Origin of the sequence: Dechloromonas sp. ZS-1, from assembly GCF_039649255.1 — a bacterium.
Taxonomy (GTDB): domain Bacteria; phylum Pseudomonadota; class Gammaproteobacteria; order Burkholderiales; family Rhodocyclaceae; genus Azonexus.
Window position 1 is genome coordinate 223572 of record NZ_JBDIYD010000003.1, and the last position, 23483, is coordinate 247054.

The 23483-nt window shown below is 54.7% G+C and carries 22 protein-coding genes; 8 read left to right on the forward strand and 14 right to left on the reverse strand.

Translation table 11 applies throughout. The features are described from left to right. Positions 1 to 130 precede the first annotated feature (130 nt). The 3 genes from AACO21_RS06200 to AACO21_RS06210 form a co-directional block, all read right to left on the reverse strand. Positions 131 to 1222, reverse strand: a complete 1092-nt coding sequence (locus AACO21_RS06200; RefSeq protein ID WP_346191860.1) for a porin — start codon at positions 1220 to 1222, stop codon at positions 131 to 133. A gap of 386 nt (positions 1223 to 1608) precedes the next feature. Beyond that, on the reverse strand, positions 1609 to 2178 hold the full coding sequence (locus AACO21_RS06205; RefSeq protein WP_346191635.1) for a site-specific integrase: 570 nt from the start codon (positions 2176 to 2178) through the stop codon (positions 1609 to 1611). A 363-nt stretch (positions 2179 to 2541) separates the two neighbouring features. Continuing rightward, a complete protein-coding gene (locus AACO21_RS06210) occupies positions 2542 to 3816 on the reverse strand; it encodes a hypothetical protein (RefSeq protein ID WP_346191636.1) in 1275 nt (424 codons plus the stop codon). A 737-nt stretch (positions 3817 to 4553) separates the two neighbouring features. Here AACO21_RS06210 and AACO21_RS06215 point away from each other — a divergent pair. The 3 genes from AACO21_RS06215 to AACO21_RS06225 all read left to right on the forward strand — a co-directional run bounded on the left by AACO21_RS06215 (position 4554) and on the right by AACO21_RS06225 (position 6915). Continuing rightward, a complete protein-coding gene (locus AACO21_RS06215) occupies positions 4554 to 5072 on the forward strand; it encodes a DUF6641 family protein (protein WP_346191637.1) in 519 nt (172 codons plus the stop codon). Positions 5073 to 5106: 34 nt separating this feature from the next. Next, positions 5107 to 5466: a hypothetical protein gene (locus AACO21_RS06220; RefSeq protein WP_346191638.1), complete on the forward strand. Its 360-nt coding sequence runs from the start codon at positions 5107 to 5109 to the stop codon at positions 5464 to 5466. A gap of 162 nt (positions 5467 to 5628) precedes the next feature. Beyond that, positions 5629 to 6915, forward strand: a complete 1287-nt coding sequence (locus AACO21_RS06225) for a phage integrase SAM-like domain-containing protein (protein ID WP_346191639.1) — start codon at positions 5629 to 5631, stop codon at positions 6913 to 6915. Between the two features lie 252 nt (positions 6916 to 7167). On the opposite strand, the gene AACO21_RS06230 is transcribed toward AACO21_RS06225, so the two are convergent. From AACO21_RS06230 to AACO21_RS06240, 3 genes are all read right to left on the reverse strand, one after another. Then, positions 7168 to 8322, reverse strand: a complete 1155-nt coding sequence (locus AACO21_RS06230) for a porin (RefSeq protein ID WP_346191640.1) — start codon at positions 8320 to 8322, stop codon at positions 7168 to 7170. 372 nt (positions 8323 to 8694) lie between these two features. Further along, entirely contained in the window at positions 8695 to 9351 is a 657-nt protein-coding gene (locus tag AACO21_RS06235; protein ID WP_346191641.1) for an AAA family ATPase, read from the reverse strand. Positions 9352 to 9427: 76 nt separating this feature from the next. Continuing rightward, on the reverse strand, positions 9428 to 10207 hold the full coding sequence (locus AACO21_RS06240) for a hypothetical protein (protein ID WP_346191642.1): 780 nt from the start codon (positions 10205 to 10207) through the stop codon (positions 9428 to 9430). Positions 10208 to 10342: 135 nt separating this feature from the next. Here AACO21_RS06240 and AACO21_RS06245 point away from each other — a divergent pair, with 135 nt between their 5' ends. Continuing rightward, complete coding sequence (locus AACO21_RS06245) at positions 10343 to 11092, forward strand: hypothetical protein (RefSeq protein WP_346191643.1); 750 nt, start codon at positions 10343 to 10345, stop codon at positions 11090 to 11092. Between the two features lie 20 nt (positions 11093 to 11112). On the opposite strand, the gene AACO21_RS06250 is transcribed toward AACO21_RS06245, so the two are convergent. Together AACO21_RS06250 and AACO21_RS06255 are read right to left on the reverse strand one after the other, a co-directional pair. Further along, positions 11113 to 11685, reverse strand: coding sequence for a site-specific integrase (locus AACO21_RS06250; protein WP_346191644.1), 573 nt, complete (start codon positions 11683 to 11685; stop codon positions 11113 to 11115). 140 nt (positions 11686 to 11825) lie between these two features. Next, positions 11826 to 12185 carry a hypothetical protein gene (locus AACO21_RS06255; RefSeq protein ID WP_346191645.1) on the reverse strand — a complete coding sequence of 120 codons (360 nt, stop codon included), beginning with the start codon at positions 12183 to 12185 and terminating at the stop codon, positions 11826 to 11828. A 799-nt stretch (positions 12186 to 12984) separates the two neighbouring features. On the opposite strand from AACO21_RS06255, the gene AACO21_RS06260 reads away from it, so the two are divergent. The 3 genes from AACO21_RS06260 (at position 12985) to AACO21_RS06270 (ending at position 15248) form a co-directional block, all read left to right on the forward strand. After that, positions 12985 to 13434 carry a DUF6641 family protein gene (locus AACO21_RS06260; RefSeq protein ID WP_346191646.1) on the forward strand — a complete coding sequence of 150 codons (450 nt, stop codon included), beginning with the start codon at positions 12985 to 12987 and terminating at the stop codon, positions 13432 to 13434. A gap of 123 nt (positions 13435 to 13557) precedes the next feature. Next, on the forward strand, positions 13558 to 13923 hold the full coding sequence (locus AACO21_RS06265) for a hypothetical protein (protein WP_346191647.1): 366 nt from the start codon (positions 13558 to 13560) through the stop codon (positions 13921 to 13923). Positions 13924 to 13928: 5 nt separating this feature from the next. After that, positions 13929 to 15248, forward strand: coding sequence for a DUF4160 domain-containing protein (locus tag AACO21_RS06270; protein ID WP_346191648.1), 1320 nt, complete (start codon positions 13929 to 13931; stop codon positions 15246 to 15248). A 218-nt stretch (positions 15249 to 15466) separates the two neighbouring features. Here the strand turns inward: AACO21_RS06270 and AACO21_RS06275 are convergent, their stop codons facing one another. The 4 genes from AACO21_RS06275 to AACO21_RS06290 all read right to left on the reverse strand — a co-directional run bounded on the left by AACO21_RS06275 (position 15467) and on the right by AACO21_RS06290 (position 19212). Continuing rightward, positions 15467 to 16633 carry a porin gene (locus tag AACO21_RS06275; RefSeq protein ID WP_346191649.1) on the reverse strand — a complete coding sequence of 389 codons (1167 nt, stop codon included), beginning with the start codon at positions 16631 to 16633 and terminating at the stop codon, positions 15467 to 15469. Positions 16634 to 16817: 184 nt separating this feature from the next. Continuing rightward, positions 16818 to 17606, reverse strand: coding sequence for an indole-3-glycerol phosphate synthase TrpC (gene trpC, locus AACO21_RS06280; RefSeq protein WP_346191650.1), 789 nt, complete (start codon positions 17604 to 17606; stop codon positions 16818 to 16820). Further along, positions 17603 to 18628 (reverse strand): anthranilate phosphoribosyltransferase, encoded by a 1026-nt coding sequence (gene trpD, locus AACO21_RS06285; protein ID WP_346191651.1) that lies wholly within the window; start codon positions 18626 to 18628, stop codon positions 17603 to 17605. The genes trpC and trpD overlap by 4 nt, the downstream gene beginning before the upstream one ends. Continuing rightward, positions 18625 to 19212, reverse strand: coding sequence for an aminodeoxychorismate/anthranilate synthase component II (locus tag AACO21_RS06290; protein ID WP_346191861.1), 588 nt, complete (start codon positions 19210 to 19212; stop codon positions 18625 to 18627). The genes trpD and AACO21_RS06290 overlap by 4 nt, the downstream gene beginning before the upstream one ends. 464 nt (positions 19213 to 19676) lie before the next feature. On the opposite strand from AACO21_RS06290, the gene AACO21_RS06295 reads away from it, so the two are divergent. After that, positions 19677 to 20018 (forward strand): amine oxidase, encoded by a 342-nt coding sequence (locus AACO21_RS06295; protein ID WP_346191652.1) that lies wholly within the window; start codon positions 19677 to 19679, stop codon positions 20016 to 20018. A gap of 245 nt (positions 20019 to 20263) precedes the next feature. Here the strand turns inward: AACO21_RS06295 and AACO21_RS06300 are convergent, their stop codons facing one another. Together AACO21_RS06300 and AACO21_RS06305 are read right to left on the reverse strand one after the other, a co-directional pair. After that, entirely contained in the window at positions 20264 to 21580 is a 1317-nt protein-coding gene (locus AACO21_RS06300; RefSeq protein WP_346191653.1) for a sigma-54 dependent transcriptional regulator, read from the reverse strand. Next, positions 21577 to 23481: an ATP-binding protein gene (locus AACO21_RS06305; protein ID WP_346191654.1), complete on the reverse strand. Its 1905-nt coding sequence runs from the start codon at positions 23479 to 23481 to the stop codon at positions 21577 to 21579. The genes AACO21_RS06300 and AACO21_RS06305 overlap by 4 nt, the downstream gene beginning before the upstream one ends. Positions 23482 to 23483: the final 2 nt, after the last annotated feature.

Consider the following 23483-nt stretch of genomic DNA (forward strand, 5'->3'; position numbering starts at 1 on the left):
AGCCCCGTCAAAAGCGGGGCTTCTTTTTTGCCTGCAATAACGGCACACCAGAAAGCAACACAAAAACAGCAGACAATAAAAAACGGGTGCCGAAGCACCCGTTTTCAGTTCTGAATCTAGCTAGGCCAGATTAGAAGGAGTGACGCAGGCCAACCATGTAGCCGGTGTAATCAGCGCCGTTACCGTTGGTGGTGCCGTTGTTAACCGGGTTGTTGTAGAAAGCGTAGTTCACGCCATCCTTGTTAGCCAGGTGGCTGTAACGAGCATGCACGATGGTGCGCTTGGAGAGCTCGTAGGTGTAGACAGCGGTCCACAGGGAAGCGCCGGAGTTAGCAACTTCACCAGCTTCGGTCTTGGTCTTGGCGGCCTTGGCGTATTCGAGACCAACGGTGTTCTTGCCGAAGGACTGAGCAACACCCAGGGAGAAGGCGTTACGCTTCAGGTAACCACCAGCAACATCGGTGTCAGCCTTGGTGTTGTCGTACAGAGCGGTCAGCTTGGTAGCGGTCGGCAGGGTGTAGACAGCAGCCAGACGGTAGACGCGAGCGTCAGCATTGTCGTTGCCCAGGGTACCAGCGGCGGAGGAATTCACAGCCTTGTGGTAGCCAGCACCAACGAACAGCGGGCCATTGTCGTACTGACCAGCAACTTGGAAGGAACGGGCTTCAGCTTGGTCAGCACCGTTCTTCTGGGTTTCGCCGTTAACGTAAGCAACGGTACCAGTGAAACCGCCAAAGGACGGGGAAACGTAAGCAACAGCGTTCTTGGCGCGGTCGTCAGCACCAGACTTAACGCCCTTGATGGCGCCGGTCAGGGAAGCGGTGGTACCGAAGCCAGCAGCAGCCGGAGCCAGTTCAACCTTGGCACCGAAAGCGCGCAGCGGGTGGGTCAGGGTACCAGCAACAGCGGTACCGAAACCACCGGTCAGGCCCACGAAGGAGTCACGGTTGTTGTCGATAGCGCCGGTGTTGTCCGGAGCAACGGTGCTTTCGATCTGGAAGACAGCCTTCAGGCCGTTACCCAGGTCTTCCACACCCTTGAAGCCGATGTAGGAAGAGTTGCTGTCCAGGCGGCCAACGGTCGACTGGTTGTTGGACGGGGTAGCAGCGGCATTGCCAGAGGACTTAACAAAAGCTTGGCCCAGATCGACCACACCGTAAACGGTGACGTTGGTTTGAGCAGCGGCGGAACCGGCGACAGCGGCCAGGGCCAGAGCAATAATCTTCGTTTAAAGCATGCAAAAATCTGTCCTGATGGTTTCTTATAGTGCTTTATTTTCAATAACTTATAAAAAATACGCACTACAATCCTTGGAGCTGAAAACATGTCAAACACGAAGAGAATTCAACTTTTACTTTAAAAGACCTCGTTTTTTTAATTTAAAAGACCAAAGAGATCGGTTGTTTGCGCTGTTTTTAGCTTACACCGCATAATCTACGTTAGCATAATAAAAATTTTAAACTATTGTTTTAATTGAATATTTTTAACATCAACCTGAGCAAAATCCGTTACCGGCAAAACACGTCCGGATTGTCATTTAAAGGATGCACTTCAGGGTAGCAGAAGCGGTGCAGCCCTTCTCCTACCGAGCGTCAATTTCCTTGACGCTCAGACCAGTTCAACTGCATTACGCAGCACACCTGGACGCAGATCAATGTAGCGTTGCGTCGTGGCCATATTGGCATGCCCGGCCAAGGCCATCATCACCCGCACGCTGACACCCTTTTCAGCCAAGTTCGTCAAAAAGCCACGGCGACCACTATGGCTGCTGGCACCGTCTAAGCCTGCTTGCTTGTAAATGCCGTTGACCACCTGCGTCAGCGAGTTGGCGGTGAAAGCGTCGCTGCGCTGACTGGCGAAGAGGGCCTGCTTCGGGTCCGCCACTGTTACGCCCTGCAGGTAGCGGGTAAGTTCAGCTCGCATGCGCTCATTCAGCAGCACCGTGCGACCACGCTTGCCCTTGGTTTGTTCTGCAGTGAGATTGATTTCGTCACGCACGCTGCCATCACTGGACACTACATCGCAGATACGAACCGCAGCCACTTCACCAATCCGCATACCCGCCAAGTGCGTGAGCAACAGGATGACCCTGTTACGCTTCGCATTCTTGGTTTTCGCTACATAGTCCAGCAGGCGCTGCAGTTCGCGCTCGTTCAGTGTTCTTGCATGCTTCGTCATTTTCGCTTCTGGCTTTGATAATGAAATCGCGCATGCATTATGTTTTCGTATCGGCAACTTTCCTACCCCACTTTTTCGTTTCGCTCGACCATTAAAAATCAATGACTTAGCGCCACTGATAATATTTTGTGCAAAACATGCTCAGTCGTATTTAGCCCGAAACGTGTGGCAAATCTGCCACTGCGATCGGGTCCGCGGCGAAAAACGCCCTGCTAAAGGCTCGTGCGGACACAGTCTGACATGGGTAACTGAACTTGGGCGAAAAGCGGGGGTTGGTCTTGCGGTGTGCGCCACAATGGGGAGTAAAGGTTTTATTACTTCAAGCAATAAAATGCAGCCCAGCACTCCCTATATGTCGGATAATTAACTCTTGGACTGTGCCGCCTTCTTGGCGCCCGACTTAGATTTTCTGGCTTTTTCAGCTGCTTTTTCGGCTCGCTTACGGTCTGCAACTATTTTCCCCTGGAATTCGGCGTTAGCCTTGGCAATGCGTGCCTCGCACTTGGCCTTGTTCTCTGCAGCTTTCTTTACTGCCTCGTATCGTTTAAGCAGCTGCTTGCTTTTTTTATCGGCCAAGTGGCGCTCCTCATCACGCCTGATATCGAACCACGGTTTGTGGCCTGCACGCTTGGCACTCTCGGTGATGTAATCGAAAATCAGCCGCTCCAGTTGCTCCGTGACCGGGATCTGCAGCTGCAGTTCGAGTTGATCGAGTGGATCCTTGTGGGCCAGCACGAGGCAATAGCCCCTGTCATCGTTGCTGAACCGATGGCGGTTGCTGGAATCGAGCTGCACCCGGGCCACAACCGGTAAGCGCCAAAGCATCTGGTAGCTGGCCGCACGATCTGCTTGTTTGCCATCCGTGTGCAAAACGCCTGCATCAGCCTTGGCAACCTTTGCAAATGCATGGCGAATTTTCTCCAACCCGCCCATCTCGTCGACGAAGGCTTGGAAGCTCTTAGGCTCGATCTCGTAGTTGTATGCCAGCACAAAGGAGCGCGAATAACTCAGCAGGGTCTTGTCCTTGGCATCCTTGAACAAGAACTTCAGCAGCACCGTCGCCGTTGGTGTGTCGTAGTGGGTCGTCACCCCATCGATGGTCTTCAGCACGCTCCTCAACTCGTCAAACACGCTGAGCGCTTGCTCTGAGTTGCAGATGGCACGGTAAAGAGCGTAGGCGTCTGCGAGGATGGTGAAGAGTTTTTTACGGGTCTGCGTTTCGAAGGCCCGCACCCGCTGACGCAGCACCTTGGCGGAGGTCATGAGCTGCCAGCGATCAGCCAGCTCATGAAGCTCTCGCTGGGACAGCCTCACCCCTTCCTTGAACCTGTCGCACTCCGGATACTGATGCGCCAGTTCGCTTTGCACCAAGATCGGCTTCCCTTGCTGCTCGCGCATGCGGATATAGGCGGCGTCAGCTTCGGCATCGAGCTTTGCCTGTGCCTCGGCGGCTGCTTGTTTGGCAGCTGCCCGCTTATCAGCATCGACATACCACTGTTTCTGCTCGCGGAACATCCGCTCCCGATCCATTGGCGGCCTACCTGTTCGCTCAAACAGCCCTGCAAAACTGGCGATCTTGGCATCGACCTGTCGGTAGATTTCCTCGTCCGAGGGGATGTAGGTGGCATCTGCAGACATAACGGCGGTATCTCAGTATCCTGGATAAAGGCCACCAGTTTATTGCTTAAAGCAATAAATTCGCCAGCACTGCCGTCCGTGATCTCGATGCCCTATGTGACACTTGTGCTGATTGTTACTGGCACTGCACATGATCGCCCTTCGAGCGATCAACTCGTTGTCGTTGCCGTCGCTCACTGCCGTTCGTGACACAACGCCATCTCGTATTTTGAATGAAGAAGCTCAATCGAAGATTGAGTGCTTTTTGATTTTGTTAGATTCGGATTGCTCGGTCTGACCATGCCCAGTGTAGGGCATCGTGGTCCTGTTATTTTGTTGAGTTCCTCAAAACTCGGGCTATCACACAGCTTGCTCACGCAAGCGAAGGCAGGTTCTGCGATCATCCTTCATTACGTGCTGTCCTTACGCAGATCGTTGCAGCCATAGCCAAGCACACCAACGACCTTGTGGGTTTACGTCGTCCCCACTCACTTTTTTCACGCATCGCTGCGCTACCAACCACGACAACATCGCAAACGGAACTGCCACAGAGGGGCGTCGTTTCAGGCATCCAGCCATCAGCTGGGTAGTGCGATGAGGCGAACAGCAAGAAGTTCGTTTGCTTACCGTCACACATCAGAACGGATTTCGCGGCACAGTAACAGTCGGCGTGCCAACCTTCGCCTTGCTTGTATGTTTTTATTTATGCAGGCTGATATGAAAAGCCGTGAAATCCGGCGAAAAGCCATTCAAATCCCATGCTTCTCTCGGTTGCCCATGCGCCGAGGCCGACCATACAGTTGTTCTACCCGGTAACGACAGCCAAGGACAACGCAATGAGCACCCTTTCCAATCTCAAGTTGATTACCAGCAAACGCCAAGCCTCGGGCGGTGCCGTGGCCCATCGGCGTGGCAAGCTGGCAGAAAAGATCGACGAGCAGATCGCACTGATCACCGCGCAGCAAGAGGGCCGCGTCTACGCCCCAAAGAAGACCAAGATCATCGTGAACAAGGCCACTGGTCAACGCGGCAGCATCGAGGTTATCAAGCGGGTCAAGGAATGGTTTTGGTACGGCGAAGGCGGCAAGATCCATCTCAACATCCGCTACGGCAGCAAGATCATCGAACTGGCCAAGGGGAAAAATGCCATCGAGGTAGCCGACACCAAGGAACTGCTGGATACCCTGGCCTTGATTCGAACGGCGGTCATGGCTGGCGAGTTGGACAGCCAGATTGAAGCCACCAGCGAAAAACTTCGTGCCGTATTCACCAGGTAGCCCAAAAAGGATAACTACAACAAAGGGAGAGACCATGCGGCTATTTGAATTTACCAACGCGGAAGAACAACTGGCGCTGCTGCGAACCATCATTGACAACACATGGCGGGCCATCGAGCAACAGGCCCAGCAACAAAGGCAGGCCGCCAGTGAGACAAAGACAAAAACTGCATCGAAACCCCGTAAGGGCAAAGGTAGCAAAGAAGCAAAGTCAATCACACCGCCGCGCAGCCGGTCTGCTCCACCACCGTCTCCTGCTCAGCCTGTTAAAAATTTGCCGACCAACACGAAGCCCATATCGCCGCCTCAGCGTAATCGCGTTGGCAACATCAAGCCTTTTGGCGCGAAAACGCAGTTTTCCGGCGCTGATCAGGCTGCAGCAAGCCATCGATGAAGTGGCGATGTGGAAGACGCCAAAAATGGTCTGTGCCCGGCAATCTGTGTCGCGCAGTTTTTTCGGGTGAGCTACTTAAGTTTTCTGCCTGGTGATTTTTGACCATACCCCCTGCCCTGCAGCGTCATTTTTATTGACGCTTGACCAGCACTGCCAAGGATCATGACACGCAAGACCCCACACACAGCGCCGACTGCCACCTACCAGCAGGTGTTCGAGCAGTGGCAACGTTCATCGACCAAGCGTCGTATGACCACCGTTGTGGACTATCAGAAAGTTTTCGATGCGTTTGCCAGCTTTGTCCAGCACAAGGACTTGGCAAGCATCGAGAGGAAAGATGTGCTGGCCTTCCGCGATCACTTGCTGACGCTGGGGCAAAGTGCCGTAACCGCTAATCATAAGGTGGGCATTCTCAAGGGCATTTTCAGGGTCGCTGTGGAATACGAACAGATCCCCAACAATCCCGTAGCCGATGTGCGTTCGATAGGCACGCAGCGGCAAAAAGCTCGTGTGGCCTTTAGCGCCGATGATCTCAATCGACTATTTCAGTCGGAGGTGTTCACTGCTGGCCTGCGTCCCAAAGGTGGTGGCCGAGATGCGGCTTACTGGCTACCGTTACTGGCACTATTTACTGGGGCGCGAGTTGAGGAGTTGGCGCAGCTGTTGGTTTCCGATGTCAGGCACGAAGAGGGACTGGGGCACTATCTCAATATCACCGACGAAGCTGCACATGCTCAACTGAAAAACGCAGCGTCCCGTCGTCGCATTCCGCTACACACCGCTGTGCTCGATTGTGGTTTTCTGGAGTATCTGGCTCGATGCAAGCGCCCCGGATTGCTGTTTCCTGATCTGCGCGCGAACTCACGCCGCAAGTTGGGGGGCTACTTCAGCACGTGGTTTTCAATTTATCTGCGGCAGAAAATGGGCATCCACGATGCTCGTAAAGTCTTCCATTCGTTTCGCCATACCTTCAAAGATGCCTGCCGAGCCGTGGGCATCGAAGAGGAAGTGCATGATGCGCTGACCGGCCATACGGGTAATTCAGTCAGCCGGCGCTATGGCAACGATCAGTATCCGTTAGAACCGCTGTTCGAGGCCATAAATCGGCTTGAGTTTGCAGGGCTTGATCTCAGCCATCTTTACACCCGGCCGGTATCGCAGAAACTGTCGATGAATGAGCTCAGGATGATTTCGGCCTATCACGGCATCATCGTGGCTTTTCCTACGCCCAAAACCAGGCGTAGCAGTCAGCCCTTCGTGCTGGCAATGTGCGATGGGCTCCAAGCTGGTTTCGATATCGCTGCCAACAAACCCATCTTCGGCGAGTTACCGCGCAACAAGCAGATGCTGGTCAATGCGTGGGTGGAAATACACAAGGAAGAACTGGTGGCCAACTGGCACGCTGGGCAGATCACGGGCGAGTTTTTTAAACTGGACCCGCTACGCTGAATGTCGTTCAAAACGACAAACTGCGGGCAGCGTGATACAGGCGGGCGGCGCAAACTTGCAACAGGCCCCCTACAAACGCTGATCGCTTGAGGCCAAAGGCTCGGGCTGCTGGGCTGGGCTAAAAAGGCGCTATAGACGGCTGCAGGTGCTGATTTGCTTGATGTCGTTTTAAACGACACTTTTTCAACAGCACCATAGCAAACAGCCACCCGAAGGTGGCTGTTTTGGTTTCTAACTAAGTCTTAACTTAGATTAGAAGGAGTGACGCAGGCCAACCATGTAACCGGTGTAGTTAGCACCAGCAGCATCAACGGTAGCAGCACCTTGGTTAACCGGGTTCAGGTAGAAATTGGTGTTCATTTCGTCCTGATTGGCCAGACGGCTGTAACGAGCATGCAGCATGGTGCGCTTGGACAGCTCGTAGGAGTAAACAGCAGTCCACATGCTAACCTTGGTTTGGTCTGCGGTACCAGCATCGGTCTTGATCTTGCCGCTTTGTGCATATTCAACACCAACGGTGTTCTTGCCGAAGGACTGAGCAACACCCAGCGAGAAAGCATTACGCTTGATGAAGCCATCACCGCTAACCTTGGTATTGTCGTACAGAGCGGTCAGCTTGGTAGCGGTCGGCAGGGTGTAAACAGCGGCGAGACGAATAACGCGAGCGTCAACACCGTCGGCGGCAGCAGTAACCGGAGTCGCTTGGAAGGAGTTGTAACCCAGTTGCGGTTCTTTAGCCTTGTGGTAGCCAGCACCAACAAACAGCGGGCCATTATCGTACTGGGCAGCAACTTGATATGCGCGAGTATTCACGTTTGCGTCAGCAGTTGCAGACGCAGCAGCATTGGTCTTTTGCTCACCATTGATATAAGCAACGGTACCCGAGAAACCGCCGAAGGACGGGGAAACGTAGGCCACTGCATTATTTGCACGGTTATCAGCACCAGTGTGCAGACCAGCAATAGTACCCGTAACGGAAGCCATCGTACCGAAACCAGCAGCAGCCGGGGTCAATTCAACTTTGGCACCGAAAGCACGCAGCGGGTGAGTCAGGTTACCTGCGACAACAGTACCGAAACCACCGGTCAAACCAATATAAGCATCGCGGGTACCGTAGGTGTTGGTGGTGCCAATCACGCCAGTATCAGCAGCAAAACCAACTTCATACGTGAACAGTGCCTTCAGGCCATTGCCCAGATCTTCAACACCTTTGAAGCCGATGTGGGAAGAGTTGTTGTCCAGACGACCAACGGTGCCCTGTTCGGTGTTAGCAACGGAAGAGCCAGAGGACTTAACAAAAGCCTGACCCAGATCAACTGCACCGTAAACGGTAACGTTGGATTGGGCGAAAGCGGCGGAAGAGGCAGCAGCAGCAACGGCCAGAGCAATAATCTTCTTCAGCAGCACAAATCTGCTTTTAGGTTAGCAAATATTTTTCCTTTTAATAACAATTGACTAAATTAATTTCCGTTTGGTTTTTCTGCCAAAACATTACATTCCAAACGAATTTTTATACCAATTTTTATGCTAAACGACTGCAAATTTCGGTATAAAAGGCTGAGCTTTTTTCGCCATTCACATAAAACGCTCAGTTTTAACTTGCCATCAAGCCAGAAAGACCAAATAAAAACCGAAGGCAACAACGGCGGCGCAATGGAATAAAATGCTTTGTTCTAAAGCGCCCTATCGGCTTTACCGCGCAAAATGGCCTTTTACATTTTTTTTGGGATGCAAAGATGCCCGCACGAAGCGGGCTATCTTTAGCAGCGCAGCTACTGATCAGCGCAACTGACGTAACCCGGCACGCATTACATTGTGCGCAACATTACGCACCGAGCCATTACAGCCGGCAATGATGGCTTGTAGTTGCGTGTCGTCTAAAACGACGTTGAGTTGAGCACAGATTTTTTGTGCGAATGGCATTAACTGCTCAGTTTTCGCCGCGTTCATTTCAACGAGCACGCACCGATCGAGTAGGCCACGCTCGATAGCCGAAATATGATTAGTGGTTAAAACGAAGATTGCTCGGTTCGTGTTCATTGCCGACTTCAGACTTTGCTGGGCCAACTTTGTTAAGTTATCGACCTCGTCGAGTATGAAGTAATGAAGGCTGCTGCTGTTAAGGGATAACACACTAAGCTGCTTTTTGATCAGCTCCATAACTTGCGGCCCAGTAAAGCCTTGCTGGCACCCAATGAACTCGGGTTGCATAACCAAATCGTCATTATATTTAATCTGTTCAATAGCCTCTGGCAGCAGATTTGCCAGTGCTGTTTTTCCTGTTCCCCATACGCCATACAACAGGATGCCGCTCTTACCAAAAGCGGGCAATGGCTCCTCGCCGCTGATAATGTCGCAGATACGCTGCTTGGATTCGTCGTTTCCAAAGACAATATCGGCAACAGAGGTTGGCTGAAGATTATTGATATCAAACATAGTAATTTTCCTTTTAAAAGTGATTTCATTTGCACGGGCAGCAGCAGCTAAACTGCTGCCCGTTGCTATTTCGTTGTTAAGCTGCAGCCTTCATTGCACCGTCAGCTTCGTTTGCTGCCGTCAGTTCCTTTAGCGCCGCTTTGTGCTTTTCTTGTTCGCAGCCATACAACGACACAAACGCTGCATTGACTGCTGTATTGCTGCGCAGCACAGCACGAACGGCATAGGTGCTATCGGCTTGTTGCGTTGCCAGCAGCACACAATCGCAGCCGACAAAATCGCTGTCGCTGAGGCCAGACAATGCTTCCGAATGGACATTGGCCAGCACAGGCAAACTGTCAAAGTTTTGCTGTGCAATTTCTACTTTTTGCTTCGGACTGACAAACGTGGCACTACGCGACATACGAATTTCTTGCACCCCTCCTTCCTGCTCAATCCAGTCAGCCAGGTTAGTTGCCAGAACTTGTTCGGCTTTGGCTGCACGCAGCACGAGTGAGTAGGTGCTGAGACGACGACGATCTATGTCGCCGAAAACGGCACGCACAATGCGGGTCATTAACGGCGTATCTTTTTTAATGCGATAGCCGCGCTCTTTGTAGAATGCTTCGAGTGCAGCGCTGCGCTGTTTCGACTCAGTCACGCCCAGCTCGCCAGCGAAGGCGTAGCACTCGGCAAGAATGGCGTAGAGCTGTTGATTGCTCGTGCGATAAGCCCCCTCTTCCCATTCCTTGCGGCTGCATTCCAAGCGGCTAAGCGTGTCGATTGGCGAATAGGTTTTTGAGGGAGCCACACGGGTGTCGTTTTGAACGACATTGGCGGTTTCGTTGGCTACGGACTTGATAACGATTGCTTCCATTTTTAACTCCTTTGTTAGTGATTAAGTTGTTGTCTGAATGTCGTTTTGAACGTCGTTCAGCACAGGAGTTATTGTCTTACTTTAGGGTAAAATGCGAGACTGACTACATATTCGACGCAATTTACTTGATAAGAAATGAAAAGCCGATTTCTTGCACTACACCCCTTGCTCGGGACTAAGAACAAGCCAGCAGCCCTACATTTACAAGAACGCAGTCCCTATTACTGGTGGTGGGCGTATTTACGAAGGAATGCAGACTACTTGGCTTGCTGCGAAGCTGGTGGTGTCGGCGAACTGGGCTGGCTATATGCCGATTTCGGTGATGTGCGCACCGATGATTTCAGAAGCTGGTGGGGAGGCAGCGAGCAGCGCGGGGCCAAGCTTTTTGGGGAACAAGCCATTGAACATCGTCTGACTGAAATCACCGAAGTCGACGTGTTTCAAAATCATAAGGACATCGGACTTGCCGTTATTTCAGTCAATCTGAATATCAACAAGCGGAAGTTGCAGCAGTATTTTGCTAATTGGCTGACAACAGTCCATAAAGGTAAGCCCGGGCGGCGCTCACTGGGCAAGGAAGGCGTTAGTAGCGCCAAGTATCCATTACATCGAAATTTCAGCCAGCATAATCTGCGGCTGATGCTGGCCGTCTATGATGCGTGGACAGCCAATCAGGCCTTACCGAAGCCCGAGCGGAAAACAATGTGGCAAGTGGGCGAGGCATTGAAGCTGGTGCCTACTGCGATTACCAAAGCCAGAGATACGCAAGCCGAACGCACCAACAAGCTCAACGTAATGACCGTCGCCGTCAGTCGGTATGTCAAACAGGCGAAGGCCATCATTGCCAATACGGCGAAAGGCCAGTTTCCCAACAGCAAGCTATGAATGTCGTTTTGAACGACGTTTTAAATCAAGTTGGCCGCTGCTTTGAGTTGCGACGGACTGCTGTAAAGATAGACTGCCGTTGTTGAAATACTGCGGTGCCCAGCCAGCGTCTTCAATATGTGGATCGAAGTGCCTTTGTTAGCCAAATTTGTGAGGTAACTGCGCCGCCCACTGTGACTGCTTGCGCCTTCAATGCCCACTTTGCGATAAAGGGAGTGGAAGAACTGAGCGAGAGTGTTGGCAGTAAAACCGCGCGTTGCTTCTTTCTGTGTGGCAAAAAGCACAGCTTCGATTGAAGTAGGTGGAACTGCTTTTACATAAGCAGCCAATTCCTTTTGTAGTTTGCTGCCCAAATACACCGTTCTGCTGTGCCGTCCTTTCGTCTGCTCTGCTGCCAAGTAAATTTCCTCTTTCACAGCACCGCTACTGTGCAGCACGTCGCAGTAGCGTAGCCCCGCAATTTCCTTACAGCGCATTCCAGCCAAGTGCGACAACAACACAATGGCACGATTGCGTTCGGCGTGTTGTCGCGTCGACACATAGTCTAATACGCGTCGCAGTTCGGTGTTGTCAAAAACTTTCGCTTGCGCCATTGCTTCCTCCCAAAATCAAATAATTCGCGTGCAGTTATTATGTTTTCTTTGTTTTATGATTCGCAACCAAAATTGCAATCCGTTAAGTCGTTGAATTACAAATGAACCAAATACAATAGTAATTTTATTTATTTTTATGACTACAAAAAGCCTCGATTCGATCTGACATTAAACCAATTGCGCACTTCTTGATAATAATCCTTTGGCTCATCGGCTACATCTTGATCCAAAGTCATCTCATCGGTCTCCTCACTCCTAAAGTCAAAGCGCTCAATCGCATAGTGCACAGACTTGAAAGCCAAAGTATCCAAATTTTCTTCGATGTAATCAGCCCCTTCACCATTGAAGAGCCAGTCAACTGCATACTCAAACTCTCCATTTCGATCGGCTTTCTCAAGCCATTCAGAAATGATGTAATTTCCTTGTTCAATCATTTCCTCTTGAGCATTCCAGATCATCTTGTGCAGGGCGCTGTGGAGGTCATTCATTTCTTCACTCATCAAAAATCTCCAAATCAAATTAGACAGAGGGCCAAAGACCAAAACCGTAAATTATGCCAAATTTTACAGTAGCGCGAAAATTTTTAGGGAAGTACTTACGCTTTCTGCCTGGTGATTTTGCACCACTACACTACGTATAACTGAGTGCGTTGCACTCAGCAGCTTCAACGCTCGCACACTCGCGTTTCGCAGTATTTCTGTTTTTTATTTTAATGCTTTAAGCAGTTTGTTATTTTGCTAGATTCAAGTCACACTGAGCCTTAAGCACAAGGCCCAGTGTGAAAAGACGTCATTTGCTGAGTTCTTTATTACACACCTACTTCGGCACAACCATATACTGGCAAGGGCGGTTTTGCTGTCTCCTTTTACGTGCAGTGATAAACGCAACCAATGTATGCAGCAGAAGTAGCTACTACATACCGGTTCGCAAGTTACTGTGTTAAGCATTGCTTGCTCGTGTCGCTGAGCTTTCGGCTCCGACTTGTGCTGTTATTTGTTACCCCTTGTTCTAGTCCGACGTAGCAAACGTGGATAGCAGCCATAAATGGTTAGTAGAACAAGTCTCCGACACTACACGGAACTTCCATCCCTATGCACACGACTGGCTAGGTTTAGGGCATCTAATCGACTCAGCGATGCAACTGTTGATTTAGTGTTGATTGGGTGACGACTGTGTATCGCGCCATAGTTATTTAGCAAAACCAAATAAAATCAGAATATTTTTTAGGCCAATCTTCAGCCATTATCGGTTGTCCATATTGCTGGCCTGACCATAAAGTTAAGTCACATAAACAACTTTATGGATAATCAAATGGCAATCCTTTCTAATCTAAAGCTGGTTTCGGCACAACGCAATACCCACAGCTCGCCGGTCATTCAACGCCGCAATAAGCTTTTGAAGCAGCTCTTTCAGCAGATCAATTTGGCCAAAGCACAAGAGTCCGGCGAATGTTATGCGCCTACTTATTTGAAAAAGGTGACCAATTCAGTAACTGGCGAAACAGCAACGATTCAAGCGACCAAACAAGTAAAACAATGGTGGTCTTATTCCGACAACGGAAAAATCAATCTGTTTATTCGCTATGGTGCAAAGATTCTAACGCTCGGCAAAAACACGAATGCCATTGAGCTATCGGACAAGAGTAAGCTGGTTGAAACTTTGGAGCTGATTAAGCAAGCAGTCGAAGCCGGAGAAATGGATGCTGCAATTGAGACCGTAAGCCAGGCTACTCGAAAGCAATTCAAATGAGTTCGGTGATGCCAAATCCAAAAGCTCAATATCGGCACAGCACACACTCATTCGTCTATTTTGAATTGTCTTTTTAAACGACAGACGCATTTCGTCTTCATAAATACATAAAAGGAGAACGCAATGCGTCTATTTGAATTCGCCAGCGCAGAAGAGCAATTGGCATTATGGAAATTGGTATCTGGCAGCGTATGGAGTGCAATCAGCCTTCAAGCTAAAGAAGAGGCCGAACAGCAAGCCATAAAACAGCAAGCAGCAAAGCTCAAAAAGGGGGGCAAAGGAAAGCAACAGCGAGTAGCACCCAAGCCATATCAAGCCAAACCCCTACCTACCCCCAAGCAGGCCAAGCCCATACAGCAACCCAAGCCAACGCCCTCTTCCACACAAATACCCCAAAAAAATACTGTGGGAATCGCCCCAAATCCCACACAAACGAACGGGGCTCAAGCTCAGATTAATACCCCCAATCCGTATCGTCGGCAGGCATAGTTAAAATGGATATCGCAGTTAGCCAATACCATCCCAGCAGCACCGATAGTTCCTACCACTCGGATACTGACCACTATCAGCAGTTGTTCGAGCTTTGGAACAAGGCTAGTAAGTCGCGCCGCAATACGACGGTCGAAGAATATCAGCGGGTGCTGTTCCAGTTCGCCGACTTTGTGGGTTACAAGGCTCTGACGGAAATTACGCGACGTGACATAGCTGATTTTAGGGATTCAGTATTGGCCAGTGGCAAAAGCAGCACGACAGCAACGCACAAGGTTGGAATGCTCAAAAGCCTCTTTGTCACAGCGATCAATTACGAGCTGTTAGAACAGAACCCCGCCGAAACAATCCGCTCTCAAAGCAAGCCTCAAATCAAGCAGCGTGTGGCGTTTTCAGCTGAGGACTTACAACGAATTTTCACCAGTCGTATCTACAGCAAAGGCTTTCGTCCCAAGGGCGCAGGACGGGAAGCTGCCTACTGGCTGCCTTTACTCGCCTTATATACAGGCGCTCGGGTTGAGGAACTGGCACAGCTACTGGTAAGCGATATTTACTACGCAGAAGGCCTTGGGCATTACATCAACATTAGCGACGCTGGCGAAGATCAGAAGCTAAAGAATGCCGGGTCGCGTCGTCGAGTCCCCGTGCATCCGCTTTTGATCTCGTGTGGTTTTACTGATTACGTTGCAGCGTTGGGTCCTGCCCCACGCTTATTCCCACATTTAAAACCCAATCCACGCGGCAAGCTTGCGGGCTATTTCAGCAACTTTTTTTCGGGCTATCTTCGTAATGATGTGGGCATCAAAGACACTCGAAAGGTCTTCCACTCGTTTCGTCACACCTTCAAAGATGTATGCCGTAAAGTCGGCATTGAAGAAGCAGTGCACGACGCATTAACAGGCCACAGCAGCGCCAGCAGCATTGGTCGCCGTTATGGTAATGAGCAGTATCCATTGGAGCCGTTATTTGAAGCAATTGAGCGCTTTGAAATTACGGACTTGGACTTGTCGCATCTGTATGTGCGTCCTTTGACTCGACAACTAAGGGCCGGTGATCTAAAAATGATTTCGGTCTTTTTTGGAATCCTTGTCGCGTTTTCGGCAAGCAAGCAACAACGTGATAAAGCGCCCTTTATCATCGCTATGTGGCAAGGCAACGACGTAGCTATCGACATTGCCAGCAATGATGTAATTTGGGGCCAGCTTCCTGCCAACAAACTCCTACTGGTCAATGCTTGGGTAGAAATTCACAGAGACGAATTACTCGCCAGTTGGTATGCAGGGTGCTTAACAGGCGAATTCTTCAAACTTGACCCGTTGCGCTAAAACGTCGTTTTGAACGACAAACAGCAAGCGTCACAGATTTGCAGCAGGCGCCCTACAAGCGCTGATCTCAGAATTCCGAATAGCAGCGTAGCTGAGTGGGCCGCAAAAGGCGCTATGCGGCGTTTTTTGCTAATGTGCAAAATGTCGTTTTGAACGACAGAAAATAAAAAACGGGTGCCGAAGCACCCGTTTTCAGTTCTGAATCTAGCTAGGCCAGATTAGAACTTGTGGTTGATGCCCATTGCGAAGATGGAGCTGTTACCGCCGGTAGCCGGAGCGATAGAGTCCTTGCCAACGTAGGCGTTGCTGTTGCCAGCTTCGTAGATACCAAAGGCGCCCAGCTTGGCGTTATCCTGATTGGACAAGCGGGTGTAGCCAGTGTACAGGGTGGTACGCTTGCTCAGACCATGGGTATAAGCCAGGGTCCAAGCGGAGGTGCCGTCGTTGGACGTGGTGTTTTCATCCATCTTGTTCTTGGCGTACATCACGTGAGCAGCACCAGTAGCGGTGGTCGGAACGGTGGCGGAAACTTGCCACTTCTTGTTCTTGCCATCGGTTGCCTTGGAGTCAGCAACTTGGTACGAAGCATTCAGCTTGGCGACACCAAAGTTGTACGAACCGCGAACACCCCATTCAACCAGATCCTTGGCCAGGAAAGAAGCGGAGCCAGGGGTGGAGGTGCCAACGCCATTCTGATAAACGGTATTGCTGTCGCCGGACAGGTCAACACCAGCGTTGTTACCACTGATCTTGGAGTAAATAGCACCAGCCGAAATCGGGCCATTTTCATACGAAGCAGCCAGCAGGTTGGCGTAGATGTCCTTCGTGTTGGTAGCACCTGCGATTTCGGTCACACGAGCGTGGTTGTAGGACAGGGTCAGGCCACCGAAATTCGGGGAGACATAAGCAACAGCGTTGCTAGCACGGCCCTTGGCGCCGCAGCTCAGCAGGGCAGAGCCACCGGAAACCAGAGTGTAACCATCAAGCGGGCCACCAGCCAACGGGTTGGTAGCGCAAGCGAAGTCATAACCAGCGGTCTGCAGGTAGCCGGCGACGACGGTACCAAACTTGTCGCTGGTCAGGCCAACGAGCTGCTGGCGAGCCTGGTTGGAGGATTGGTCACCAATGAAGCTGTTCTGATCGATAGCCAGACCATATTCCAGGGTGAACAGAGCCTTCAGGCCATTGCCCAGATCTTCGGTACCCTTGAAGCCGATACGGGAACCAGACAGACCACCGGAAACGATGGCGCTAGTGCGCTTGGCACCAGAAGCAGAAACGCTTGCGAAGCCAGCATCAGCAACACCGTAGATGGTCACGTTGGTTTGAGCAGCGGCGGAACCGGCGACAGCGGCCAGGGCCAGAGCAATAATCTTCTTTTGCATCAGAAAATCTCCTTAGTGGTTAGTTTTTAGCCCGACCTTGCGGACCGGGCTAAGCTTTACCTCTCGGATCGAGAAGTTGAAACGATTGTGACAGAGGGCAATTCGGGAGGACAAGCTGGAATCGGGCTTAATCGAATGCCATGACGGCTTTTGTTGTGTTAACGCAACATGCGTTCACACAGAACTATACAAATAGACGCGACAGCTCCTGACCCGGCTCCTCTGCCCGCATAAAGGCTTCGCCGACCAAAAAGCTGTGAACGGCGTTTTTCCGCATCAGATGGACGTCTTCGGGTTTCAGGATGCCACTCTCGGTGACCACGATACGGTCTGCCGGCATACGGCCCAGGAGGTCCAGCGTGGTTTGCAGGGTGACCTCGAAGGTGCGCAGGTTACGGTTATTGACCCCCACCAGCGAGGTCTTGAGTTGCAGGGCCGCATCGAGTTCTTCACCGTTATGCACCTCGACCAGCACGGCCATGCCGTAGCCGTGGGCCTGTTGTTCCAAGGCCTGCATTTCCGGCAAGGTCAGCGCAGCGGCAATGAGCAGGATGCAGTCGGCCCCCATCGCGCGGGCTTCGGCCACCTGGTAGCGGTCGACCATGAAATCCTTGCGCAATACGGGCAAGGCGCAGGCGGCGCGGGCGGCTTGCAGGTATTCCGGGCAGCCTTGGAAGTACAGGCGATCGGTCAGCACGGACAGGCAGGCAGCACCTGCTTTTTCATAACTGCGGGCGATGTCGGCCGGCCGGAAATCCGGGCGAATCACGCCCTTCGAGGGGCTGGCCTTCTTGATTTCGGCAATCACGGCCGGTTGACCGTCGGCCAGCTTGGCGCGGATTGCGCCGATGAAATCGCGCGGTGCAGCCTGCGCTGCGGCCTCCGCCTCGACCTGTGCGAGCGGCTTGAGCGCCTGTGCGGCCGCCACCTCTTCGTGCTTGGTTGCGATGATTTTGTTGAGAATGTCACTCATTGGAAAGCCTTTGTTGCCTGGACGAATTGATCCACTTTGGCCCGCGCCGCGCCGCTGGCGATGGCTTCGCGGGCGCGCTCGATACCGGCACCAATGCTCTCCACCACATTGGCCGCATAGAGTGCCGCACCGGCGTTGAGACAGACGATTTCACGCGCACCACCCGCCTTGTTCTCCAGCGCGCCCAGCAGCATGGCCTTGGACTCCGCCGCCGTGCTGACCTTGAGGTTGCGCAGCGACAACATCTGCAAACCGAAGTCTTCCGGATGCACTTCATATTCGCGGATCACGCCGTCCTTCAATTCGCCTACGAGGGTGGTGGCACCCAGCGAGATTTCATCGAGACCATCCTTGCCATGCACCACCAGCACATGCTCGGCCCCCAGTTCGCGCATCACGCGCACCTGAATGCCGACGAGGTCCGGGTGGAATACGCCCATCAGGGTGTTGGGCGCGCTGGCCGGGTTGGTCAGCGGTCCAAGGATATTGAACAGGGTACGCACCCCCATCTCACGCCGCACCGGGGCCACATTCTTCATGGCCGAATGGTGGTTCGGCGCAAACATGAAACCGATGCCGGTCTGCTCGATGCACTCGGCCACCTGCTGCGGATTGAGCATGATGTTGGCGCCCAGCGCTTCCAGTACGTCCGCACTGCCCGAGCTGGACGAGACGCTGCGCCCGCCATGCTTGGCGACCTTGCCGCCGGCAGCCGCCACCACGAATATCGAAGCGGTGGAGATATTGAAACTGTGTGCCGCATCGCCGCCGGTACCGACCACGTCAACAAAGTGACGGTCATACGGCACCTGCACCGGCGTTGCCAGCTCGCGCATGACCTTGGCCGCCGCCGTAATTTCACCGATGGTTTCCTTCTTGACGCGCAGGCCGGTCAGGATGGCCGACACCATGACTGGCGACACTTCGCCTGCCATGATCTGCCGCATCAGGTGCAGCATTTCGTCGTGAAAAATCTCACGGTGTTCGATGGTGCGCTGCAGCGCCTCCTGCGGGGTAATCATGCGGCCTCCTTCTTCGGCGCGTGCTGGATCAGGAAATTATTGAGCAGATCATGCCCGCGCTCGGTCAGGATGGATTCCGGATGGAACTGCACCCCCTCGACCGCCAGCGTCTTGTGACGCACGCCCATGATCTCGCCGTCTTCGGTCCAGGCGGTCACTTCCAGACACTCCGGCAGCGAGGCGCGCTCGATGGCCAGCGAGTGATAGCGCGTACAGGTCAGCGGATTGGGCAAGCCCTTGAACACGCCTTCATCCTTGTGATGCACCGGCGACACCTTGCCATGCATCAGTTGCTGGGCATGCACGATCTTGCCGCCGAAGGCCTCGCCAATCGACTGGTGCCCCAGACACACCCCCAACAAGGGAATCTTGCCGGCAAATTCACGGATCGCCGCCAGCGACACCCCGGCCTGCGCAGGCGCACAAGGCCCCGGCGAAATCACCAGATAATCCGGCTTCAGTCGGGCAATCTCGGCCAGCGTGATGGCGTCGTTCCGGAAAACACGCACCTCCTGCCCCAACTCGCCAAAATACTGGACGATGTTGTAGGTGAAGCTGTCGTAATTGTCGATCATCAGCAGCATAGCCATTCCATCCTATCGAATTCGCACCTGCGCCCCCTGCCCTGGACTGTATCAGGGGCAGTACATCCATCCCGGTCGGCACGCGGCCCGGAAAAGTGACGCAAAGGTCGCCATTTTCGGTCAGAACCGGGGCGGCATCAACCGGCATGGCGCGCAAAAAGGGATTCAATACCCTCCCCAGAACAGGCACCGCGTACAGCCCGGGATAAAGCAAGCCCAAAAGCGACAGCGGCACGGCGATCGCCCATGACGCAATACACCCGCCCCATCGTCATCAAAACCCGTGACGAGCACGGCTAACGGCGTATGAAACGCCCTGCAACAGCTTGGTTACGCACGGATACACAGGCTTACGTTTGTGCTGACATCCGTGCAGTCTGCCGGCGCGTTATTCGCTCCAAGGTGCTGCAAAAAAGAGTCCGCACCGAACACCGAAGACACTCACTCAATCTGGAGAAATGATCATGCAAGTTACCAAGACCCTCATCGCCCTGACCGTTGCCGCTGGCTTTGCTTCCGCCGCCTTTGCCCAGGGCAGCACGGCCGCCCCGGCCGCTGCACCGGCCCCGGCAGCCAAGGTCAGCGCCCCGGTGGCCGCCGTGGAAAAGAAGGTGGAAGCCCCGAAGGCGGCCGAACCGGCCAAGGCCGAGGTGAAGGCCGAAGCCGCCAAGACGGACGCCAAGCCGGCCAAGAAGGCCAAGGCGCACGGCAAGAAGGCAGAGGGCGCGGCCAAGCCGGCTGAAGCCAAAGCCGCCCCGGCCGCCGCTGCCGCACCGAGCACCCCGGCACCGGCCGCCGGCAAGTAAGCCCCGCCTAACCGGAAGCCCCCGCAGGTTTATGCCTGCGGGGGCTTTTTTACGCGAGCAGATCGGTAGGCCGACGGTCAACAGCGCCAGCGGCATGAATTTGGGCTGAGCGGACGGAGCAAGGCGGACGATCGCGCCTCGTGCCAAATGAAACCACAGCGCACACAACAATGAAGCGCACAACTGAACCCGCCCTTCGGGCGCATGAGGCGCGGCAGCATGGCGCTGCCCGATGACGGCCCGGCCTAGAGAAAGCCGTATTTCTTCAGTTTGTCGTGCAGGGTGGTGCGCGCCACTTTCAGAGCTTCGGCTGTGCGGGCGATGTTCCCGCCCTGCCGTTCGTACTCGCTGGCGATGAGCAGGCGCTCGTAGTTATCCACGGCTTCCGGCAAGGACAAGGCGCCGCCCGCCGGAGAGGCTGGCTCACGGGCCAAGCCCAGGGCATGGCAATCGGCGGCGTTACGCAATTCACGGATATTGCCGGGCCAGTCGTGGGCCATCAGGCGGCGCAGGTGTTCCGATTTGATCTCCGGCGGAGGCCGGTTGTAACGCTTGGCGGCCTGCAGCAGAAAGGCATCGTACAGCGCCGGAATGTCTTCCCGGCGTTCGCGCAGGGGCGGCAGGTCGATACGAACCACATTCAGACGGTAATACAGATCGCTGCGGAAACGCCCCTGATCGGACAACTGTTTCAGGTCCGACTTACTTGCCGCCACCACACGGCAGGCGACGGGCAGCAACTGGTTGGAGCCCAGACGTTCGATGACGCGCTCCTGCAGGACGCGCAACAGTTTGATCTGCATGGGCATGAGCATCGTTTCCACCTCGTCGAGGAAGAGCGTGCCGCCGCGTGCGTATTCGATCTTGCCGATGCGCCGTTTCTGAGCGCCGGTGAAAGCACCCGGTTCATGGCCGAAGAGTTCGCTGTCGAGCAGGGTTTCCGCCATGCCGCCGCAGTTGAGCGCGACATAGTTTTCCTGGCCGGGACAGGAGAGGTCGTGCAGGCAGCGGGCGACCATTTCCTTGCCGGTCCCGGTTTCGCCATGAATCAGGACGTCGACCGCCGCCCCCGCCACATCGAGGATCAGGCGGCGCACCGTCTGCATCTGCGGCGAGCGGCCGATCAGGCGGGCTTCGAGGTCATCGCGATAATCGAGCCGACGGCGCAGGGATTCGACCTCCAGCACCAGTTCCCGCTTTTCCAGCGCCCGCCGCACCACTTCAACCAGATCGGCCGTGGAAAACGGCTTTTGCATGAAGTCGTAGGCCCCCGCCCGCATGGCCTCGACGGCCAGCGTGATGTCCCCGTGGCCGGTGATGATGATCACCGGCAGGTCCGCATCCTGCTCGCGCACCCAGCGCAGGAGGCCCATGCCATCCATGCCGGGCAGGCGCATGTCGGTGACGACGATGCCCGGGAATTCCGGCACCAGATGACGCTGCGCCTCTTCCGCACTGCCCACCGCGATGACGCGCATGCCGGCGAGCAGCATGGCCTGCTCGCAGCCCAGACGCACATTCGGATCATCTTCGACGAGCAGGACGCTGAGGGCGGATTTCATGCCTTGTCTCCTTGGGGCGGCACCGGCAGGCGGATGGTGAAGCGGGCGCCGCCGGTCGACGCCCGGGCGGCGCTCAAATCGCCGCCGAAGTCACGCAGGATGTCGCGCGAAATGGTCAGTCCCAGGCCGAGCCCCTCGCCGGGACGCTTGGTCGTGAAGAAGGGCTCGAACAGATGCGACAGGGCTTCATCGGTAAAGCCGCTGCCGCTGTCCTCGACGGTCAACGCCAGAAAACGGCCATTTTCTGGCTGCACGGCAAAAGCGAGCCCACGCGCAGGCGCGTCGCTCATGGCGTCCAGCGCGTTGGCGATCAGATTCACCAAGACCTGCTGCAACCGGTTCTGGTCGCACCAGGCAACCCATTGGCCGGGCGCGAAGGACTTGTCGACCGTGACCGCCATCTTGCGCAACCGTTGTTCAAACAGGAAAAGGGCAGCATCCACCGCCTGCGCCACATCGACCGTCTCTGCCACGGCGGGCGATTTGCGGGCAAAGGTCTTGAGCGGCGTGATCAGACCGCCCATCTGGCCGGCCAGTTGGCCGACGATGTTGAGATTTTTCTCGGCGGTTTCCAGATCGCCTCGCTTCATGAATTCGGCGGCATTGGCCGAGAGGGTCTGAATAGCGCCCAACGGCTGGCTCATCTCATGCGTGATGCCCGTCGCCATCTGCCCGAGCACCGCCAGTTTGGCCGCCTGAACCAGCTCGCCCTGCGCGGCGCGCAGGGTCTGTTCGGCCCGTTGGCGTTCCGCCACTTCGCGCTGCAGGGCGCCGACGGTCAACTGCAGATCGGCGGTTCTTTCGCCGACCTTGCGCTCCAATTCCTGGTTGGCATGCATCAACTGCCGGCGCGCCGCTTCCCGCTCATTGGCCCGCCGGCTGCGTTGCCCCAGGAAGAGCATGCCGAAGAGCAGGCACCCGAGGGCGGCCACGGCCAGCGCGGCATGCGTCACCGCCTCGGCCGACACCTGGCGCAGATCGGAAAAGACGATGAGCCGCCAGGCCGTCCCCGGCAGATTGCGCGACAAGGCCAAATAAGGCTGCGGCAGGCCATCGCCCTCGACATCCTCGCGCAGGTGTTTGGGCAGGCGCACGACCTGGCCGGCTTCCAGCCCGCCCCAACCGATATCGAGACTCATGCTGCCGATGCTCTGGCCGGCAAACTGGGCCTGGGCAATGCGCGACAAGGTTTCGGGCGGCAGCGGCTGCAGGCTGGCATAGCGCCACTCGGCCGGCGAGGCAAACAAGACGATCCCGTTGGTGTCGACCACCACGGCCGGCGCTTCCTGCGCCAACCAGTTGCGCTCCAGCTCGCGCAGGCCGGATTTGACCACCACCACGCCGATGATGCGCCACTCCTGCGCCGGGTCACGCACCGGTTGGGCGAAGTAGAAGCCCGGCTCCTGGCGGATGCTGTCGATGGCGTAATGGCGCGCGGCCACGCCCGACATGGCACTTTGAAAAAGCGGCAGGTAGGACAGATCGCGCCCAAGCAGGTTGTCCGAGAAAATCCAGTCGCTGGACGCGATCACCTTGCCGCGCGTATCGAGCACGAAGATGACCGGACCACCGAGGTTGTCGTTGAGCTGCTGGAGAAAGTGATTGGCATCGGCCTGATGCACGTCCTGCAGGTCGGACTGGGCGCGCAGCAGGGCCAGGATGTCCGGATTGAGTTCGACGGCAATGGGCATCGAGGCATGCCGCGTCACTTCGCTGTCAATGGCGGCGGCCAGGATGTCCAGCTGGTGGCTGGCGGCCTGGCGCAGGCGGCTCATGGCGGCGCCTTCGGCACCGCGAAAGGCCGCCACGGCGACCAGGATGAAACTGAGCACCAGCGCCCCGAGCACGAGCCCCCGCTGCAGCGGCGAAAGGCTCGAGAATCGGGGCAGGCGTTGCAGCATCG

What these genes read in the sequence shown, in the direction of transcription:
- AACO21_RS06295 (WP_346191652.1), top strand. Translation starts at nt 19,677, where the DNA reads ATGCAAGTTACCAAGACCCTCATCGCCCTGACCGTTGCCGCTGGCTTT.
- AACO21_RS06240 (WP_346191642.1), bottom strand. Translation starts at nt 10,207, where the DNA reads ATGGAAGCAATCGTTATCAAGTCCGTAGCCAACGAAACCGCCAATGTC.
- trpC (WP_346191650.1), bottom strand. Translation starts at nt 17,606, where the DNA reads ATGAGTGACATTCTCAACAAAATCATCGCAACCAAGCACGAAGAGGTG.
- AACO21_RS06275 (WP_346191649.1), bottom strand. Translation starts at nt 16,633, where the DNA reads ATGCAAAAGAAGATTATTGCTCTGGCCCTGGCCGCTGTCGCCGGTTCC.
- AACO21_RS06205 (WP_346191635.1), bottom strand. Translation starts at nt 2,178, where the DNA reads ATGACGAAGCATGCAAGAACACTGAACGAGCGCGAACTGCAGCGCCTG.
- AACO21_RS06270 (WP_346191648.1), top strand. Translation starts at nt 13,929, where the DNA reads ATGGATATCGCAGTTAGCCAATACCATCCCAGCAGCACCGATAGTTCC.
- AACO21_RS06305 (WP_346191654.1), bottom strand. Translation starts at nt 23,481, where the DNA reads ATGCTGCAACGCCTGCCCCGATTCTCGAGCCTTTCGCCGCTGCAGCGG.
- AACO21_RS06265 (WP_346191647.1), top strand. Translation starts at nt 13,558, where the DNA reads ATGCGTCTATTTGAATTCGCCAGCGCAGAAGAGCAATTGGCATTATGG.
- AACO21_RS06235 (WP_346191641.1), bottom strand. Translation starts at nt 9,351, where the DNA reads ATGTTTGATATCAATAATCTTCAGCCAACCTCTGTTGCCGATATTGTC.
- trpD (WP_346191651.1), bottom strand. Translation starts at nt 18,628, where the DNA reads ATGATTACCCCGCAGGAGGCGCTGCAGCGCACCATCGAACACCGTGAG.
- AACO21_RS06255 (WP_346191645.1), bottom strand. Translation starts at nt 12,185, where the DNA reads ATGAGTGAAGAAATGAATGACCTCCACAGCGCCCTGCACAAGATGATC.
- AACO21_RS06215 (WP_346191637.1), top strand. Translation starts at nt 4,554, where the DNA reads ATGCTTCTCTCGGTTGCCCATGCGCCGAGGCCGACCATACAGTTGTTC.
- AACO21_RS06300 (WP_346191653.1), bottom strand. Translation starts at nt 21,580, where the DNA reads ATGAAATCCGCCCTCAGCGTCCTGCTCGTCGAAGATGATCCGAATGTG.
- AACO21_RS06245 (WP_346191643.1), top strand. Translation starts at nt 10,343, where the DNA reads ATGAAAAGCCGATTTCTTGCACTACACCCCTTGCTCGGGACTAAGAAC.
- AACO21_RS06260 (WP_346191646.1), top strand. Translation starts at nt 12,985, where the DNA reads ATGGATAATCAAATGGCAATCCTTTCTAATCTAAAGCTGGTTTCGGCA.
- AACO21_RS06220 (WP_346191638.1), top strand. Translation starts at nt 5,107, where the DNA reads ATGCGGCTATTTGAATTTACCAACGCGGAAGAACAACTGGCGCTGCTG.
- AACO21_RS06210 (WP_346191636.1), bottom strand. Translation starts at nt 3,816, where the DNA reads ATGTCTGCAGATGCCACCTACATCCCCTCGGACGAGGAAATCTACCGA.
- AACO21_RS06250 (WP_346191644.1), bottom strand. Translation starts at nt 11,685, where the DNA reads ATGGCGCAAGCGAAAGTTTTTGACAACACCGAACTGCGACGCGTATTA.
- AACO21_RS06290 (WP_346191861.1), bottom strand. Translation starts at nt 19,212, where the DNA reads ATGCTGCTGATGATCGACAATTACGACAGCTTCACCTACAACATCGTC.
- AACO21_RS06225 (WP_346191639.1), top strand. Translation starts at nt 5,629, where the DNA reads ATGACACGCAAGACCCCACACACAGCGCCGACTGCCACCTACCAGCAG.